General features: G+C 70.1%; 12 protein-coding genes. 6 read left to right on the top strand and 6 right to left on the bottom strand.

Translation table 11 applies throughout. The features are described from left to right. Positions 1–101: 101 nt before the first annotated feature. Entirely contained in the window at positions 102–191 is a 90-nt protein-coding gene (gene pqqA / locus BMZ47_RS15380; RefSeq protein ID WP_007559225.1) for a pyrroloquinoline quinone precursor peptide PqqA, read from the bottom strand. 79 nt (positions 192–270) lie between these two features. After that, a complete protein-coding gene (gene pqqA, locus BMZ47_RS15375) occupies positions 271–360 on the bottom strand; it encodes a pyrroloquinoline quinone precursor peptide PqqA (RefSeq protein WP_007559223.1) in 90 nt (29 codons plus the stop codon). 425 nt (positions 361–785) lie between these two features. On the opposite strand from pqqA (BMZ47_RS15375), the gene mgtE reads away from it, so the two are divergent. After that, positions 786–2,156, top strand: a complete 1,371-nt coding sequence (mgtE, locus tag BMZ47_RS15370; protein ID WP_007559221.1) for a magnesium transporter — start codon at positions 786–788, stop codon at positions 2,154–2,156. Positions 2,157–2,342: 186 nt separating this feature from the next. On the opposite strand, the gene BMZ47_RS15365 is transcribed toward mgtE, so the two are convergent. The 4 genes from BMZ47_RS15365 to paoA form a co-directional block, all read right to left on the bottom strand. Next, positions 2,343–3,884, bottom strand: coding sequence for a class I adenylate-forming enzyme family protein (locus tag BMZ47_RS15365; protein WP_091863278.1), 1,542 nt, complete (start codon positions 3,882–3,884; stop codon positions 2,343–2,345). Between the two features lie 95 nt (positions 3,885–3,979). Further along, positions 3,980–6,202 carry a xanthine dehydrogenase family protein molybdopterin-binding subunit gene (locus tag BMZ47_RS15360; RefSeq protein ID WP_091863277.1) on the bottom strand — a complete coding sequence of 741 codons (2,223 nt, stop codon included), beginning with the start codon at positions 6,200–6,202 and terminating at the stop codon, positions 3,980–3,982. A gap of 21 nt (positions 6,203–6,223) precedes the next feature. Continuing rightward, positions 6,224–7,198, bottom strand: coding sequence for an FAD binding domain-containing protein (locus BMZ47_RS15355; RefSeq protein WP_007559215.1), 975 nt, complete (start codon positions 7,196–7,198; stop codon positions 6,224–6,226). A 10-nt stretch (positions 7,199–7,208) separates the two neighbouring features. After that, positions 7,209–7,859, bottom strand: a complete 651-nt coding sequence (gene paoA, locus BMZ47_RS15350; protein WP_091863276.1) for an aldehyde dehydrogenase iron-sulfur subunit PaoA — start codon at positions 7,857–7,859, stop codon at positions 7,209–7,211. Positions 7,860–8,063: 204 nt separating this feature from the next. Here paoA and BMZ47_RS15345 point away from each other — a divergent pair, with 204 nt between their 5' ends. The 5 genes from BMZ47_RS15345 (at position 8,064) to BMZ47_RS15325 (ending at position 14,614) form a co-directional block, all read left to right on the top strand. Then, positions 8,064–8,894, top strand: a complete 831-nt coding sequence (locus tag BMZ47_RS15345; protein WP_091863275.1) for an aldo/keto reductase — start codon at positions 8,064–8,066, stop codon at positions 8,892–8,894. Positions 8,895–9,032: 138 nt separating this feature from the next. Beyond that, positions 9,033–10,043, top strand: a complete 1,011-nt coding sequence (gene nadA, locus BMZ47_RS15340) for a quinolinate synthase NadA (protein WP_091863310.1) — start codon at positions 9,033–9,035, stop codon at positions 10,041–10,043. A gap of 2 nt (positions 10,044–10,045) precedes the next feature. Further along, positions 10,046–11,569 (top strand): L-aspartate oxidase, encoded by a 1,524-nt coding sequence (locus BMZ47_RS15335; protein WP_091863274.1) that lies wholly within the window; start codon positions 10,046–10,048, stop codon positions 11,567–11,569. Further along, positions 11,566–12,453: a carboxylating nicotinate-nucleotide diphosphorylase gene (gene nadC / locus BMZ47_RS15330; protein WP_091863273.1), complete on the top strand. Its 888-nt coding sequence runs from the start codon at positions 11,566–11,568 to the stop codon at positions 12,451–12,453. The genes BMZ47_RS15335 and nadC overlap by 4 nt, the downstream gene beginning before the upstream one ends. 175 nt (positions 12,454–12,628) lie before the next feature. Continuing rightward, positions 12,629–14,614: a potassium transporter Kup gene (locus BMZ47_RS15325; protein WP_091863272.1), complete on the top strand. Its 1,986-nt coding sequence runs from the start codon at positions 12,629–12,631 to the stop codon at positions 14,612–14,614. The last annotated feature ends 43 nt before the right edge of the window (positions 14,615–14,657 follow it).

The raw sequence follows: 14,657 nt of genomic DNA, 5'->3' as shown, positions 1-14,657 counted from the left end.
ATCCTGCGCAGGTGATCAAGATCGTCCACCGGGCCTGCGCGCACAAAAAAGGCGCCGCTTCGTGTGAAGCGGCGCCCGAAACCATCCGGTGGATGGATGTCTCAGTTGAACGTGTCGATCTCAGCCGACTCGTAGCTGGTGACTTCCATGCCGACGCAGATTTCGGAAACGACGGGAGCGGACCAGGCCATGTTTTCCTCCAGGAAATGAACGATGGGACGATGACGACGACAATCCCCGGATCATTCAGCGACCCGGGGCGGGGGCGACTTAGTTGAAGGTGTCGATCTCGGCCGACTCGTAGCTCGTGACTTCCATGCCGACGCAGATCTCGGACACAATCGGGGCAGACCAAGCCATGGCGTTTCTCCTCGCTGTTGATGAGGATCATATAGGCAATATCTTGGGCGCAATACAAGCGAGCACAACACTTATATTTCTCATATGGACGCCGCCCGGTCCGGCCGCGGCCTTCCGGCAACGCTGCCGCACCGTCGTGCACGATGCCCGGGATGGGGGCCGGTTTCGGCTTGACGGATTTTTCCCGCAGGGGCACGAGGCAGCCGCGCGGGGCGTCCATCCGGGGGCGCCGCGCTCCCTTTCAGCATCGACCAGCGAAGCGACGTGCCTGACCGATCGTGCCTGCCGTGCCCGGCGACGCGCCGTCATCCCGCCTGAGCCGCTGAGAGGCCCGGCCGCGGGGTGAGCGGCGTGGCTCACCGGTCGCGGCCCTGAGAGCCAGCAAGACCGGCGGCGCGCCGTCTCGTCACCCGAGAGGCGAGGCCATGAACGAGATCGCCCCCATCGACGCGCGCGTCGACCCGTCCGTGCTGGCCGCACGCCTGTCGGACGAGCGCGCCCCCGACATCGTCGAGGCCCTGAACGAGGAGGCCCCCGAGGTCGCCGCGGCGATCATCCTCGGCCTGCCGATGGAGCGGGCGATCGAGGTGCTCGACCAGCCGGAACTCGACTGCGCGGCCGACATCATCGAGATGCTGCCGCGCGACCGGGTGGCCGCCTACCTCTCGGGCATGTCGGCCGACCGGGTCACGGACGTGTTCCGCGAGATCGAGGAGCCCGGCCGGTCAGACCTGCGCGCCCGCCTCGACGCCGAGACCCGCGGCGCGGTCGATCGCCTGTCGGCCTACGGCGAGGAGACGGTCGGCTCGCTGATGACCACCGAGTTCGTCACGGTGCCGGGCACCTGGACGGTGGGCCAGACGCTGGAGCACATCCGCCACGTCGAGAAGACCCGCGAGACCATCTACGCGATCTTCGTGCTCGACCCGCGCACCCGGGCGCTGACCAAGGCCGTGCCCCTGCGCCGGCTGATCTCGGGCGACCCGAACGACAACGTCCTCAGCGTCGCCCCCGGCCGGCGGCCGCTGGCCGTCTCGCCCACGGCGAGCCGCGAGGAGGCGGCCCGGCTGATCTCGAAATACGACCTGCTGGCGCTGCCGGTGGTCGACGCGGTCGGCCACGTGATCGGCATCGTCACGGTGGACGACATGATCGACGCCATGGTCGAGAAGCAGACCCAGGACGTGCAGCGCTTCGGCGGCATGGAGGCGCTGCCCGAGCCCTACATGGATATCGGCTTCTTCACGATGATCCGGAAGCGCGCCGGCTGGCTCTGCGCGCTGTTCCTGTCCGAGATGCTCACCGCCTCGGCCATGCAGGGGTTCGAGGGCGAGCTGGAGAAGGCGATCGTCCTGACCCTGTTCATCCCGCTGATCATGAGCTCGGGCGGCAATTCCGGCTCGCAGGCGACCTCGCTGCTGATCCGGGCGCTGGCCCTGCACCAGATCCGTCTGAGCGATTGGTGGCGGGTGGCCCTGCGCGAGCTGCCCACCGGCATCGTGCTGGGCAGCATTCTCGGCATCATCGCGGTGATCCGGATCGTCGCCTGGCAGAAATTCGGCCTCTACGATTACGGCGAGCACTGGCCGCTGGTCGCCGCCACGGTCGGCGCGGCCCTGGTCGGCATCGTGATGTTCGGCTCGCTCGCCGGCTCGATGCTGCCGTTCATCCTCCAGCGGATCGGCTTCGACCCCGCCACCGCCTCGGCCCCGTTCGTGGCGACCCTGGTCGATGTCACCGGGCTGGTGATCTACTTCTCCGTGGCACTGCTGATCCTGCGGGGGACGCTGCTGTAGGGGCGCGGTTCCCGTTGGGCCCGGAAGCGCGGGGCAGGCAGATCAAGCCACAATGTCATGCCGGCCTCCGCTCCTCGGTCCCGGTGTGACAGGCTGGATGTTTGCGCGCCGTGCACAACGTCCCGCGTCCTGAGCGTCCCAGGTCTCGATGAGCGATCGCTCACTCTGCGGATTGAGGATGCGGCCTCACCCCAAAGCCTCGACCAGACGCTTGCGCTGCACCTTGCCGTTGGCCGTCCGGGGCAGGGCGTCCAGAAAGCGGATCTCCCGCGGGCGCTTGTAGGCCGCCAGCCGGCTCTCGCACCAGGCGAGCAGATCCGCGGCGTCGGGCTCGGCGCCGGGCTGCAGCACGACGAAGCCGCAGATGACGGAGACGTCGGCGCGGACTGGCAACTCGGCCACCCCGACCTCCGCCACGGACGGGTGGGCGGAGAGCACGACCTCGACCTCGTTCGGCGAGACCCGGTAGCCCATCGCCTTCATCAGATCGTTGTTGCGGCCCTCGAACCAGACGTAGCCGTCGGAATCGAGCCGCGCGAGGTCGCCGCCGACGAACCAGTCGCCGCGCATCACCTCGGCCTCCTCGTCGGGGCGGTTCCAGTAGCCGAGCATCAGTGCCGGCTCCGAGCGGTGGACGGCGAGCAGCCCGGTCTCGCCGGCGGGCAACGGCACGGGCTCGCCCTCCACCGGCAGGATCGCCACGCGCCGCCCGGGTTGCGGCCGGCCCGGGGAGCCCGGACGGACCGGGATGGTCGGGCCGCTGGAGATGTAGGTGGAGATCTCGCTCATTCCGAGCGCCTCGTAGAGCGGCTTGGCCGTCGCCCGGGTCCAGGCCTCCAGCAGCTCCACCGACAGGGGCTCGCCGGCGGTGCAGCCGTGGCGCAGGCTCGATAGGTCGTGCTGGGCGAGAGCGCCGTATTTCAGGATCTGGCGGTAGAGGGTCGGAACCGCGGCGAACAGGGTGGCGCCGTATGCCGCGATCAGGCGCGGCCAGACCGCGGGGTCGCGGGGGCCGTTGTAGAGCACCGCGGTAGCGCCCACCGACCAGGGGTCGCTCAGGCCCACCCCCAGCGTGTAGGTCCAGTTCATGGTGCCGGCATGCAGCATCACGTCGGATTCGGTGAGCCCGATCCAGTGTTCGACCATCGGCCAGCGGCCGAAGGCGGCCCGGTGGGCGTGCAGCACGCCCTTGGGCCGGCTGGTGGTGCCGGAGGTGTAGATCAGCATCGCCGGGTCGTCGGCGGCGGTGTCGGCGTAGTCGGGCAGCGCCGGGCCGGCTTTCAGGGCGGCGATGGCGGCGGCATCGAGCAGGAGCCGGCCGCCCAGGGCCTCGGGCGGGACCGTGCAGCCGCAGCCGACCACGATCGCCGCCGCGCCGGAATTCTCCATCAGGAACGCGGCCTCGCCTTCGGTCAGCTGCGGCGAGGATGGCAGCGCCACGAGGCCCGCCGCCAGGGCGCCGAAATAGACCAGGACGTAATCGGCCTCGTTGCCCATCCGGATCATCACCCGGTCGCCTTGCTTCAGCCCGAGGCCGAGCAGGCCCGCCGCGATGCTGCGCACAGCGCGGTCGACCGCGGCGAAGCTGAGCCGGCTCTCGGTTCCGTCGCCGACCAGAACCAGGGCGGTCTTGTCCGGGCGCAGCCGCGCGTTCTCGGCCAGGCAGTACCGGGCCGCGTTGAAGCGGGCCGGCGGGTGGCGGTCGTGGGGCCGGAGGGCATCGGACAAAGGGCGTTCCCCGTGGTCTAGGGTTTTGCCCGGGTGTCCCGCATCGGCGCCGCGCCCGTCAACCGTGGGTGGGGCCGGTGCCGATGCGATGCGCGTCAGGTTCGGCGCTGGGCCTGGCCCTCCTGCTCCTCGAAGCCCTTGAGCACCTTGTCGAGGGTCATCGGGTACTCGCGGATCCGGATGCCGGTGGCGTTGTGGATCGCGTTGGCGAGCGCCGCCCCGGCGCCGCAGATGCCGAGCTCGCCGAGACCCTTGCTCTTGAGCGGGTTCGCCTTGTCGTCGAGTTCCGGCAGGAACACCGCGTCGATCGCCGGGATGTCGGCATGGACCGGCACATGGTACTCGGCCATGTCGTGGTTGACGAAGAAGCTGTAGCGGGAATCGACCACCGCATCCTCCATCAGCGCCGCACCGACGCCGAAGGTCATCCCGCCGATCGCCTGGCTTCGCGCCGTCTTCGCGTTGAGGATGCGGCCGCCGGTGAAAACGCCCAGCATTCTTCGGAGCCTGATCTCGCCTGTATCGGCGTCGACACCGATTTCTGCGAAGTGAGCGCCGTAGGAGTACTGCGAGAATTTCTGCTTCATCTCGCCCGGCTTGATCTCGCCGGTCGCCTCCAGGCCGTTCTTGGCGAGGTCGGTCAGGGTTTCTGTCCGGTTCCCGGACGTCACGGCGCCGTCCCGGAAGGTCGCGCCCTCCGGGTTGAGATCGCCCGCCTTCAACAGCGCCTCCCGCAAATTCTCGCAGGCGACGTAGAGCGCCGAGCCCGACGAGCCGGCGCCGAACGAGCCGCCGGAGCCGGCCGCGAACGGGAAATCGGTGTCACCCATCTCGACCCGCACCCGCTCGGGGGGCAGGCCGAGCATCTCGCCGGCGATCTGGGTCAGGATCGTGTAGGTGCCGGTGCCGGGATCGGTCATCGCCATGCGGACCACCAGCACCCCATCCGGCCCCAGCCGCACCTTGGCGGAGGACGGCATCAGCGGGTTGAGCCGGGCGGCCGCCGACATGCCCATGCCGACGAGCCAATTGCCCTCGCGCCGGCTGCCCGCCGCCTGCCGCTTGTCCCAGCCGAACAGGCGGGCACCCTCGCGCATGCAGGGCACGAGCTGGCGGGTGGAGAACGGCACCTTCTTCTCGGGATCCTCAGCGGGCTCGTTGCGCACCCGCAGCTCGATCGGATCGATCTTCAGGTGCTCGGCCAGCTCGTCCATGGCGCATTCGAAGGCGAGCTGACCCACGGCCTCGCCCGGCGCGCGCATCGATGACGCGATCGGCATATTCAAGTTGACGAGCCGGTGGCGCGTCACCCGGTTCTGCGCCGCGTAGAGCGAGCGGGTGACGTTGGCAGAGGTCTCGAAGAAGCCGTCGCCCTCGGCGGTGTCGGACCAGGATTCGTGGCTGATCGCCGAGAGCTTTCCGTCCTTGTCGGCGCCGAGCCGGATCCGCTGGATCGTGTCGGTGCGGTGGGTCGCGACGTGGAATTCCTGCTGCCGGGTCAGCGCGACCTTCACGGGCCGCTGGATGACCTTGGAAGCCAGGATCGCCAGGGTCGCCTCCGGCTGGACCTGCAGCTTCGCCCCGAAGCCGCCGCCGATATAGGGGCTGACGATCCGGACCTTCTCGGGGGCCAGCTTGAGCACCGAACCCAGCGCCTTCTGGCCGCGGTTCGGCATCTGGTTGGAGGTGTACAGCACCACGCCGTCGCCCTCCCAGGAGGCGATCGTGGCGTGCGGCTCCATCTGGGCGTGGATCTGCGGCGGCGTCGTGTACTCCACGTCGAGCTTCACCGGGGCCGCCGCGAAGGCCGTGTCGAAATCGCCGAGCTTGGAATCCGGGGGCGAGTTCATGGGCTTCGGCTCGTAGGCCGCCGCTATGTTGTCCTTCAGCAGCGCCCTGGGCTTGGCCGCGTCGTACCGGACCTTGACCAGCATCGCGGCGGCTCGGGCCTGCTCGAAGGTCTCGGCCACCACGAAGGCCACGGGCTGACCGTAGAACTTGATCTCGGTGCCCTGGAGCTGCGGCCAGACCTGCTCCTTCTTCTCGCCCTGCTCGGGCACGTTCTCGTGGGTCAGGACCAGGATCGTCCCCGGGGCCCGGCGGGCGGCCTCGGCGTCGATGGCCTGGATCGTTCCGGCCGCGATAGAAGCCGGCACGATGTAGCCGTAGGCCGGGTTCTTAAGGGCCCGGGTCTCGTAGGCGTAGGGGGCGTGCCCGGTGACCTTGAGCGGACCCTCGACGCGGTCCAGCGGCTTGCCGACGAGGCCGTCGGGCCGGTCGTCGAGGGGCGTCCGGCCGATCGGCTGGTTCATCTCCATGGGATTGGTCCTTGCTGGATTTTACGCGCGGGTCGCCTGCGCCATCACGGCGCGCAGGGTCCGCCGCGTCAGCGGGATCTTGAAGTCGTTGGCGCCGTAACCGCGGGCGCCCTTCAGAGCGGCGTCGGCGGCGGCATCGGCGGAGCCGGTCCGCACCAGCGCCTCCTCGGCCTCGGCCACGCGCCAGGGCTTGTGCGCCAGGCCGCCGAAGGCGAGCCGCGCGGCGGTGGGCTTGCCGCCTTCGGCGCCTGTGATGATTGCGGCCACCGACACGGTCGCGAAGGCGTAGGAGGCCCGGTCGCGGACCTTGCGGTAGATGTGCTGGCCGGCCACCGGCTTCGGCAGCGTCACCGCGGTGATGATCTCGCCCTTGCGCAGGTCGGTCTCGATCTGCGGCGTGTCGCCGGGCAACCGGTGGAAGTCGGCCATCGGGATGGTCCGCGCCTGCCCGGCCGGATCGACCGTCTCGACGGTGGCGTCGAGCGCGCGCATGGCCACGTTCATGTCGGACGGGTTGGTGGCGATGCAGGCCTCGCTCGTGCCGAGCACCGCCATGATCCGGTTGAACCCGCCGATTGCCGAGCAGCCCGAGCCGGGCTCGCGCTTGTTGCAGGGCATTGCCGTGTCGTAGAAATAGTAGCAGCGCGTTCGCTGGAGCAGGTTGCCGGCGGTGGTCGCCTTGTTGCGCAGCTGGCCGGAGGCCCCCGCGAGCAGCGCCTTCGCCAGCACCGCGTAATCCTTGCGCACCCGCGGGTCCGCGGCGAGGTCCGCGTTGCGCACCAGGGCACCGATCCGCAGGCCGCCCTCCGGCGTCGCCTCGACCTTGTCGAGCGGCAGCCGGTTGACGTCGATCAGCGTCGCCGGGGTCTCGATCTGGAGCTTCATCAGGTCGAGCAGGTTGGTGCCGCCGGCGATGAACTTCGCGTTCGGCCGCTCGGCCGCGAGCTTGGCTGCGTCCTGCACGGTTGCAGGACGCTCGTAGGTGAAAGCCTTCATGTCCGCCCCCTCAGAGGTTGCTGGCGGCGGTGTCGCGGATCGCCGCGACGATGTTCGGGTAGGCGCTGCAGCGACAGATGTTGCCGCTCATCCGCTCGCGGATCTCGGCGTCGCTGAGGCTCGGCTGTGACGCGATGTCCTCCGTGACGGCGCTCGGCCATCCGGCCTTGGCCTCGCTCAGCATGCCCACCGACGAGCAGATCTGGCCTGGTGTGCAGTAGCCGCACTGGAAGCCGTCATGCTCGATGAAGGCCGCCTGCATCGGATGGAGCGTGTCGCCGGTCGCCAAGCCCTCGATCGTCGTGATCGCGTCACCCTCGTGCATCGCCGCAAGCGTCAGGCAAGAATTGATCCGCCGGCCGTCTACCAGCACCGTGCAGGCACCGCATTGACCATGGTCGCAGCCCTTCTTGGTGCCGGTGAGGGCGAGGTGCTCGCGCAGGGCGTCCAAGAGGGTCGTGCGGGTGTCGAGGATCAGGTCGCGCGGTTGGCCGTTGATCGTCAGGCGCACCGGCATGGTCTGCGCCGCGGGATCGCCGGGGGCCGCCGCGGCGGGGGCCGGGCGCAAGCCGAGGGCGCCGAGCGCGCCGGCGGCCGCGCAGCCTTCCACGACGGCGCGCCGTGTCAGGGCGAACGGCTTCGTCGGTATCTCGTCAGTCATGCTGCTATCCCGCCCATGCGCGACGCTCACGGCGCGGCGCAGCCTGGAATCCAATGTCCCAACGTCAGCGTCCGCGGATTAGATCCGGTCCAGACTGCGCCCGTTCATCGCGGCCCCGCTGGCGCGGTCGAACGGCCGGCCCTGGTCGATCACCGGACCCGATCCAGGTGAAGCGGTTGGAACACGCGTTTGGGAGTTCTCAGTATGGCCGTCACCGTCCCGACCCTGCCCCTCAACGACGGGCGCCACATTCCGCAGATCGGCTTCGGCTGCTGGCAGCTCTCGGACGCGCAGGCGCCCGAACTCGTCGGTCATGCGCTTCAGGCCGGGTATCGGCTGATCGACACCGCCGCCGCCTATGGCAACGAGGAGGGCGTCGGGCGGGGGATCCGCGAGGCTCAGGTGCCGCGCGCGGATGTCTTCCTGACCACCAAGCTGTGGAATGATCGGCAGGGTCGCGATGCGGCGCGCAAGGCCTTCGACGAGAGCCTGAAGCGCCTCGGGCAGGATTATGTCGACCTCTATCTGATCCACTGGCCGTGTCCGCAGCGGCGGCTGTTCGTGGATACGTGGCGGACGCTGATCGAGCTCCGCGACGAGGGCCGCGCCAAGTCGATCGGCGTCTCGAACTTCACGCCGGAGCACATCGCCACGCTGATCGGCGAGACCGGCGTCGCGCCTGCCGTCAACCAGATCGAGTTGCATCCGCGCTTCCAGCGCGCGGAGCCGCGGGCCGACGATGCCCGTCGCGGCATCGTGACCGAGTCCTGGAGCCCGCTGGGGCAGGGCAAGGAGCTGAACGATCCGGTGATCGTCGCCATCGCCAAGGCCCACGGCAAGAGCCCGGCCCAGGTGGTGCTGCGCTGGCAGGTGCAGATCGGCTGCGTGGCGATCCCGAAGACCGCCCGGCCCGAGCGGATCGTCGAGAACGTCTCGGTGTTCGACTTCGTGCTCAGCGACACCGAGATGACGCAGATCGCCGCCCTCGACCGGCCGGATGGGCGGATCGGACCGGATCCCGCGACCTTCTGCTGAGCGTCACGCCCTTCGGCGGCGCAGCATAACACCGCGTCGCAAAAGATTTATGCTCAAGGCTAGCATATCTAGACAGACGGATCCGACGCCCATAAGTTAGACGGCACAATGCTCAAACTGAGCATAATGGAGGACGCCATGACGGCGACCGTGTCACCCGTCTCTCGAACGTCGGTTCCGGGCCTGCCGCTGCCGGATCTCTACGCCCGTGTCAGCCGCCACATCCCCGCGATCGAGTGGCCGGCGCTCGCCCCCGATATCGAGGCGATCCTGCGGCTGAAGCGCGAGCGCAATGCCGTGATCCTGGCGCACAATTACCAGGCGCCGGAGATCTTCCACACGGTGGCCGACATCGTCGGCGACAGCCTGGCTCTGGCCCGGGAGGCGGTGACCGTCGATGCCGACGTCATCGTCCTGGCGGGCGTCCACTTCATGGCCGAGACCGCCAAGCTCCTGAACCCGGGCAAGACCGTGCTGATCCCCGATATGGGCGCGGGCTGCTCGCTGGCCGATTCGATCACCGCCGCCGACGTGCGCGGCCTCCGGACCAAGTACCCGGGCGTGCCGATCGTGACTTACGTGAACACCTCCGCCGCCGTGAAGGCCGAATCGGACCTGTGCTGCACCAGCGGCAACGCCGTTGCGGTGGTCCGATCGCTGAACGCTCCCCGGGTCCTGATGATCCCGGACGAGTTCCTGGCCCAGAACGTCCAGGCCGAGGTGCCCGAGGTCGAGATCCTGACCTGGGCCGGGCATTGCGAGGTGCATGAGCGCTTCACGCCCGGCGATATCCGCGATGTGCGCGACAGCTATCCCGGCGTCACGGTGATCGCGCATCCGGAATGCCCGCCGGACGTCGTCGCCGAATCGGACTTCTCCGGCTCGACCGCGATGATGATGGACTTCGTGCTCCAGAAGCGCCCGAGCCAGGTCGTTCTGGTGACCGAGTGCTCGATGGCCGACAACATCGCGGCCGCGAATCCGGATATCGAGTTCATCAAGCCCTGCAACATGTGTCCGCACATGAAGCGGATGAGCCTCAGCAACATCCGCCGCGCCCTCGAGACGATGACCCACGAGGTCACGGTCGATCCGGCGCTCGCCGACCGCGCCCGGGCGGCGGTCGAGCGCATGCTGCTGGTGCGCTGACGATGAACGCCGTCTCTCCCAACACGGCCGACCGCGTCGTCGTGGTCGGCGGCGGCGTCGCCGGCCTCAGCGTCGCGCTGCGGCTCGCGCCGCGTCCCGTGACGCTGATCACCGCCTCGGCCCTGGGGCTCGGCACCGCCACCGGCTGGGCGCAGGGCGGCATCGCCGCCTCGGTCGGGGCTGACGATGCCGCCGCGCTCCACGCCGCCGACACCGAGGCCGCCGGCGCCGGGCTGACCGAGCCCGACGTGGCGCTCCGGGTCGCCCAGGCCGGGCCGGCGCTGATCGACTGGCTGGTGCGGATCGGCGTCCCGTTCGACCGCGCCGAGGACGGTGCCTTGGCGCTGGGTCTCGAGGCCGCGCATGGCCGGCGCCGTATCGTCCGATCCGGCGGCGACGCCACGGGCGCCCGGGTTCTGGAAGGCCTGGTGCGGGCGGTCCTGTCCGCCCCCTCCGTCGAGGTGGTCGAGGCCTGCGCCTGCGGCCTGCTGCGGGACACGAACGGCGCGGTGGCCGGCATCGTGGCCGAGCGCGACGGCGCCCGGTTCCGGATCCCGGCCCGCGCCGTGGTGCTGGCTACCGGCGGCGTCGGCGCCCTCTACGCGGCCACGACGAACCCGCCCGGCGCCGTCGGCGGCGGCCTCGCGCTGGCCGCCCGCGCCGGGGCGGTGATGCGCGACATGGAGTTCGTGCAGTTCCACCCGACCGCCATCGCGGCCGGCGCCGACCCGATGCCGCTGGCCACCGAGGCCCTGCGCGGGGAGGGGGCCCGGCTGATCGACGAGACCGGCGCTGCCGTCATGGCCGGGATCGCCGGTGGCGACCTCGCCCCGCGCGATGTGGTCGCCCGCGGCATCTTCCAGGCACTCCAGCGCGGCCGCTCGGTCTATCTCGATACCCGCGGCGCGCTCGGAGCCGCGATGCCGGTGCGCTTCCCGACCGTGGCGGGCCTGTGCGCCGCCGCCGGCATCGACCCGGCCGTGCAGCCGATCCCGGTCCGCCCGGCGGCGCACTACCATATGGGCGGGGTGAAGGTGGACGCGCATGGCGCCACCTCGGTGCCGGGCCTCTATGCCTGCGGCGAGGTCGCCTCGACGGGGCTGCACGGCGCCAACCGGCTCGCCAGCAACTCCCTGCTGGAGGGGCTGGCCTATGCCGGCTTCATCGCCGACGCCCTCGACGCCTCGCTTCCGGGCGCGATCGTGCCCGAAACGGCGGCGCCCCGGTCAGTCGCCGACTTGCCGGCGATCCGCAGGCTGATGGAGGCGAAGGTCGGCGTCGTGCGCGACGCCGCCGGCCTCGCCGAGGCGGTGTCGGCCCTCGAGCCCCGCGCGGACCAGTGCGACGCCGCCCTGGTGGCGCTGATAATCGCCCGGGGCGCACTCGCCCGCCAGGAGAGCCGCGGCGCCCATTGGCGCAGCGATTTCCCCCACACCGCCCCGGCGGCGCACACCGAGACGACCCTCGCCGCGCTGAAGGCCGAGCACCGCGAGACCATCGAAGCTGGGACGGAGCTGACGCCATGACGCAATCGGTCCTGACGCAATCGGTCCTGACGGCAGAGATCCTGCCCCTGCCGCGGCTCCTGGTGGAGCCGGTGGTGCGCGCCGCCCTGGTCGAGGATCTCGGCCGGGCCGGCGACATCACCACCGATGCCATCGTGCCGCCCGGCGAGCGGATGCGCGGCGTGATCGCGTCCCGGCAAGCCGGCGTCATCTCCGGCACCGACGCCGCGTCCATCGCCTTCGCGCTGATCGATCCGGCCGTGACCGTCACGGTCGAGCGCGGCGATGGCGCCCGCGTGTCGCCCGGCGACGTCGTCCTGCGCCTCGAAGGGCCGGCCCGGGCGATCCTGACCGCCGAGCGCGTCGCTCTGAACCTGCTGTGCCGGATGTCCGGCGTCGCCACGGCGACGAACGGCCTGGTCGAGGCGGCCCGCCCGCACGGCAAGGCCTCGATCGTCTGCACCCGCAAGACCACCCCGGGCCTGCGCGCCCTGGAGAAGCACGCGGTCCGGGCCGGCGGCGGCTCCAACCACCGCTTCGGCCTCGACGATGCGGTGCTGATCAAGGACAACCACGTCGCGGTGGCCGGCGGCATCGTGCCGGCGATCGAGCGCGCCCGGGCCCGGGTCGGCCACCTGGTGAAGATCGAGTGCGAGGTCGACAGCCTCGACCAGCTGGAAGAGGCCCTCTCGATCGGGGTCGACGCGGTCCTGCTCGACAATATGGGTCCCGACCTGCTGACCCGCGCCGTCGCGATGATCGACGGCCGCGCCCTCTCGGAGGCCTCCGGCCGCATCACCCGCGAGACCGTGGGCGCGGTGGCGGCCTCGGGCGTCGACCTGATCTCCTGCGGCTGGATCACCCATTCGGCGGCGATCATCGACCTGGGCCTGGACGCCGCCTGAGACAGAACACTCCCTCCCCGTGTTCGGGGAGGGGGCAACGAGCTTCATTCCAATGTCATCGGGTTCGGGTGACAAGTCTTCGCCGCGTTCGCGGCGGTGAGGGATTAAGTCTTCCGCCCCGCATCCGGCTTGCTAAGGTCGCGCACGACAGTGCCGCCATCGACCGGATACGCCCGTGCGCCAAGCCCTGAGTTCCGCGGCTGCTCCGGCGGTCACCCTGCCCGCCGCGCCGGTGGCGCGAAAACCCGGCGCCGTCCGGCACGGGCCCGGCCCGGCGCTCATGCTGGGGGCGCTGGGCGTCGTCTACGGCGACATCGGGACCAGCCCGCTCTACGCCTTCAAGGAGGCCGTGAAGGCGGCGACCGCGGGTGGCGCCGCGGTGCCGGCGGCGGCGCTGGGGGCGGTGTCGCTGATCCTGTGGTCGCTGATCCTGATCGTGTCGCTGAAATACGCGGTGTTGATCCTGCGCGCGGACAACCGGGGGGAGGGCGGCATCGTCGCCATGCTGGCCCTGCTCGGCGCCCGGCAGGCGCGGCCGGGGACCTGGAAGGCCGTGCTGCTGGTGGTCGGGCTGGTCGGCGCAGCCCTGCTCTACGGCGATGGCGCGATCACCCCGGCGATCTCGGTGCTGTCGGCCATCGAGGGGCTGAAGGTCGATGCGCCGGTGCTGACCCCGTTCGTGGTGCCGATCACGCTGGTGATCCTGGTCGCCCTGTTCGCCGTCCAGCACAAGGGTGTCGCGGTGATCGGCCGGGTGTTCGGCCCGGTGATGCTGATCTGGTTCGTGGTCCTGGTCCTGCTGGCGATCCCGAGCATCCTGCGCGCCCCGGAGATCCTGGGGGCGGCCAATCCCTGGCGGGCCGTGGACTTCCTCGCCCATGCGGGCTGGCATGTGAGCTTCATGATGCTCGGCGCGGCCTTCCTGGCCGTGACCGGCGGCGAGGCGATGTATGCCGATCTCGGCCATTTCGGCGCCCCGGCGATCCGCGCGGCCTGGTTCGGCCTCGTCCTGCCGGCGCTGCTGATCCATTATTGCGGGCAGGGCGCCCTGCTGATGGCCGATCCGGGCGCCATCGAGAACCCGTTCTACCTGCTGGCCCCCGAATGGGCGCATTATCCGCTGGTCGCCCTGGCGACGATGGCCACGGTGATCGCCTCGCAGGCGGTGATCTCGGGCGTGTATTCGCTCACCCAGCAATCGATCCAGCTCGGCTTCATGCCGACGATGCGGGTGGTCCACACCGATCAGGACGAGCGCGGCCAGATCTACGTGCCGGCGGTGAATTGGCTGCTCGCTGCGGGGACGCTGACCGCCGTCGTGGTGTTCGAATCCTCCGACGCGCTCGCCGGGGCCTACGGGATCGCGGTCTCGGCGTTGATGGGCATCACCACCCTGCTTGCCGCCCTCATCGCCCTGCGCTGGGGCTACAACCCGATCCTGGTCTTTGCGGTCAACGGCTTCTTCCTCGCCATCGACGCCCTGTTCTTCGCCGCCAACAGCGTGAAGCTGTTCGAGGGCGGCTGGTTTCCGCTGGTGCTCGCCGCCGCGGTCGCCTTCCTGATGCTGACCTGGATGAAGGGCAATCACGTCCTGGAGGCGGTGCGCGAGACCATGCGCCAGCCGGAGGCGACGTTCCTGGCCCGCCTCGCGTCTCACCCGCCCGTCACCCTGCCGGGCACCGCGGCCTTCCTCACCGCCGCCACCGAAGGCATCCCGATGGCCCTGGGCCGGCTGGTCGAGCGCAGCCGCTGCCTGCACGAGCGCATCCTGCTGATCACCGTGATCTACGAGGAGGCCCCGGTGATCCCCGCCGAGGAGCGGGCGCAGGTGACCCTGGTCGCCCAGGGCATCCGCAAGGCGATCTCGAAATACACCCCCGGCATGGAGCGCGTCGTCCTGCGCTACGGCTTCATGCAGACGGCCTCGATCCCCGAGGGGCTGCAATGCGCGGTGAAGAGCGGCCTGCTGCCGCCGGAATACCTGGAGGATCTGACCTACTTCGTCGGCCACGAGGTGGTCATCCCGTCGGCCAGACCCGGCATGGCCCTGTGGCGCCAGGGCCTGTTCGCCTTCATGAAGCGGAATGCCGAGCGCACTGGCGCCCATTTCTGCCTGCCGACCCGGCAGATCGTCGAGGTCGGGACCGAGATCGAGATCTGATTTCTTCACGCCCTGCCGATCCCCCGGACGCCTCATTGAAAAC

Source organism: Methylobacterium brachiatum (assembly GCF_900113845.1).
In the GTDB taxonomy this organism is placed as follows: domain Bacteria; phylum Pseudomonadota; class Alphaproteobacteria; order Rhizobiales; family Beijerinckiaceae; genus Methylobacterium; species Methylobacterium brachiatum.
The sequence above is the reverse complement of the archived record's forward strand: the minus strand, read 5'-3'. Positions and strand labels throughout refer to the sequence as shown.

Coding starts and splice junctions, on each gene's coding strand:
- pqqA (WP_007559225.1), bottom strand. CDS start 191: ATGGCCTGGTCCGCTCCCGTCGTTTCCGAAATCTGCGTCGGCATGGAA.
- pqqA (WP_007559223.1), bottom strand. CDS start 360: ATGGCTTGGTCTGCCCCGATTGTGTCCGAGATCTGCGTCGGCATGGAA.
- mgtE (WP_007559221.1), top strand. CDS start 786: ATGAACGAGATCGCCCCCATCGACGCGCGCGTCGACCCGTCCGTGCTG.
- BMZ47_RS15360 (WP_091863277.1), bottom strand. CDS start 6,202: ATGGAGATGAACCAGCCGATCGGCCGGACGCCCCTCGACGACCGGCCC.
- BMZ47_RS15355 (WP_007559215.1), bottom strand. CDS start 7,198: ATGAAGGCTTTCACCTACGAGCGTCCTGCAACCGTGCAGGACGCAGCC.
- paoA (WP_091863276.1), bottom strand. CDS start 7,859: ATGACTGACGAGATACCGACGAAGCCGTTCGCCCTGACACGGCGCGCC.
- BMZ47_RS15345 (WP_091863275.1), top strand. CDS start 8,064: ATGGCCGTCACCGTCCCGACCCTGCCCCTCAACGACGGGCGCCACATT.
- nadA (WP_091863310.1), top strand. CDS start 9,033: ATGACGGCGACCGTGTCACCCGTCTCTCGAACGTCGGTTCCGGGCCTG.
- BMZ47_RS15335 (WP_091863274.1), top strand. CDS start 10,046: ATGAACGCCGTCTCTCCCAACACGGCCGACCGCGTCGTCGTGGTCGGC.
- nadC (WP_091863273.1), top strand. CDS start 11,566: ATGACGCAATCGGTCCTGACGCAATCGGTCCTGACGGCAGAGATCCTG.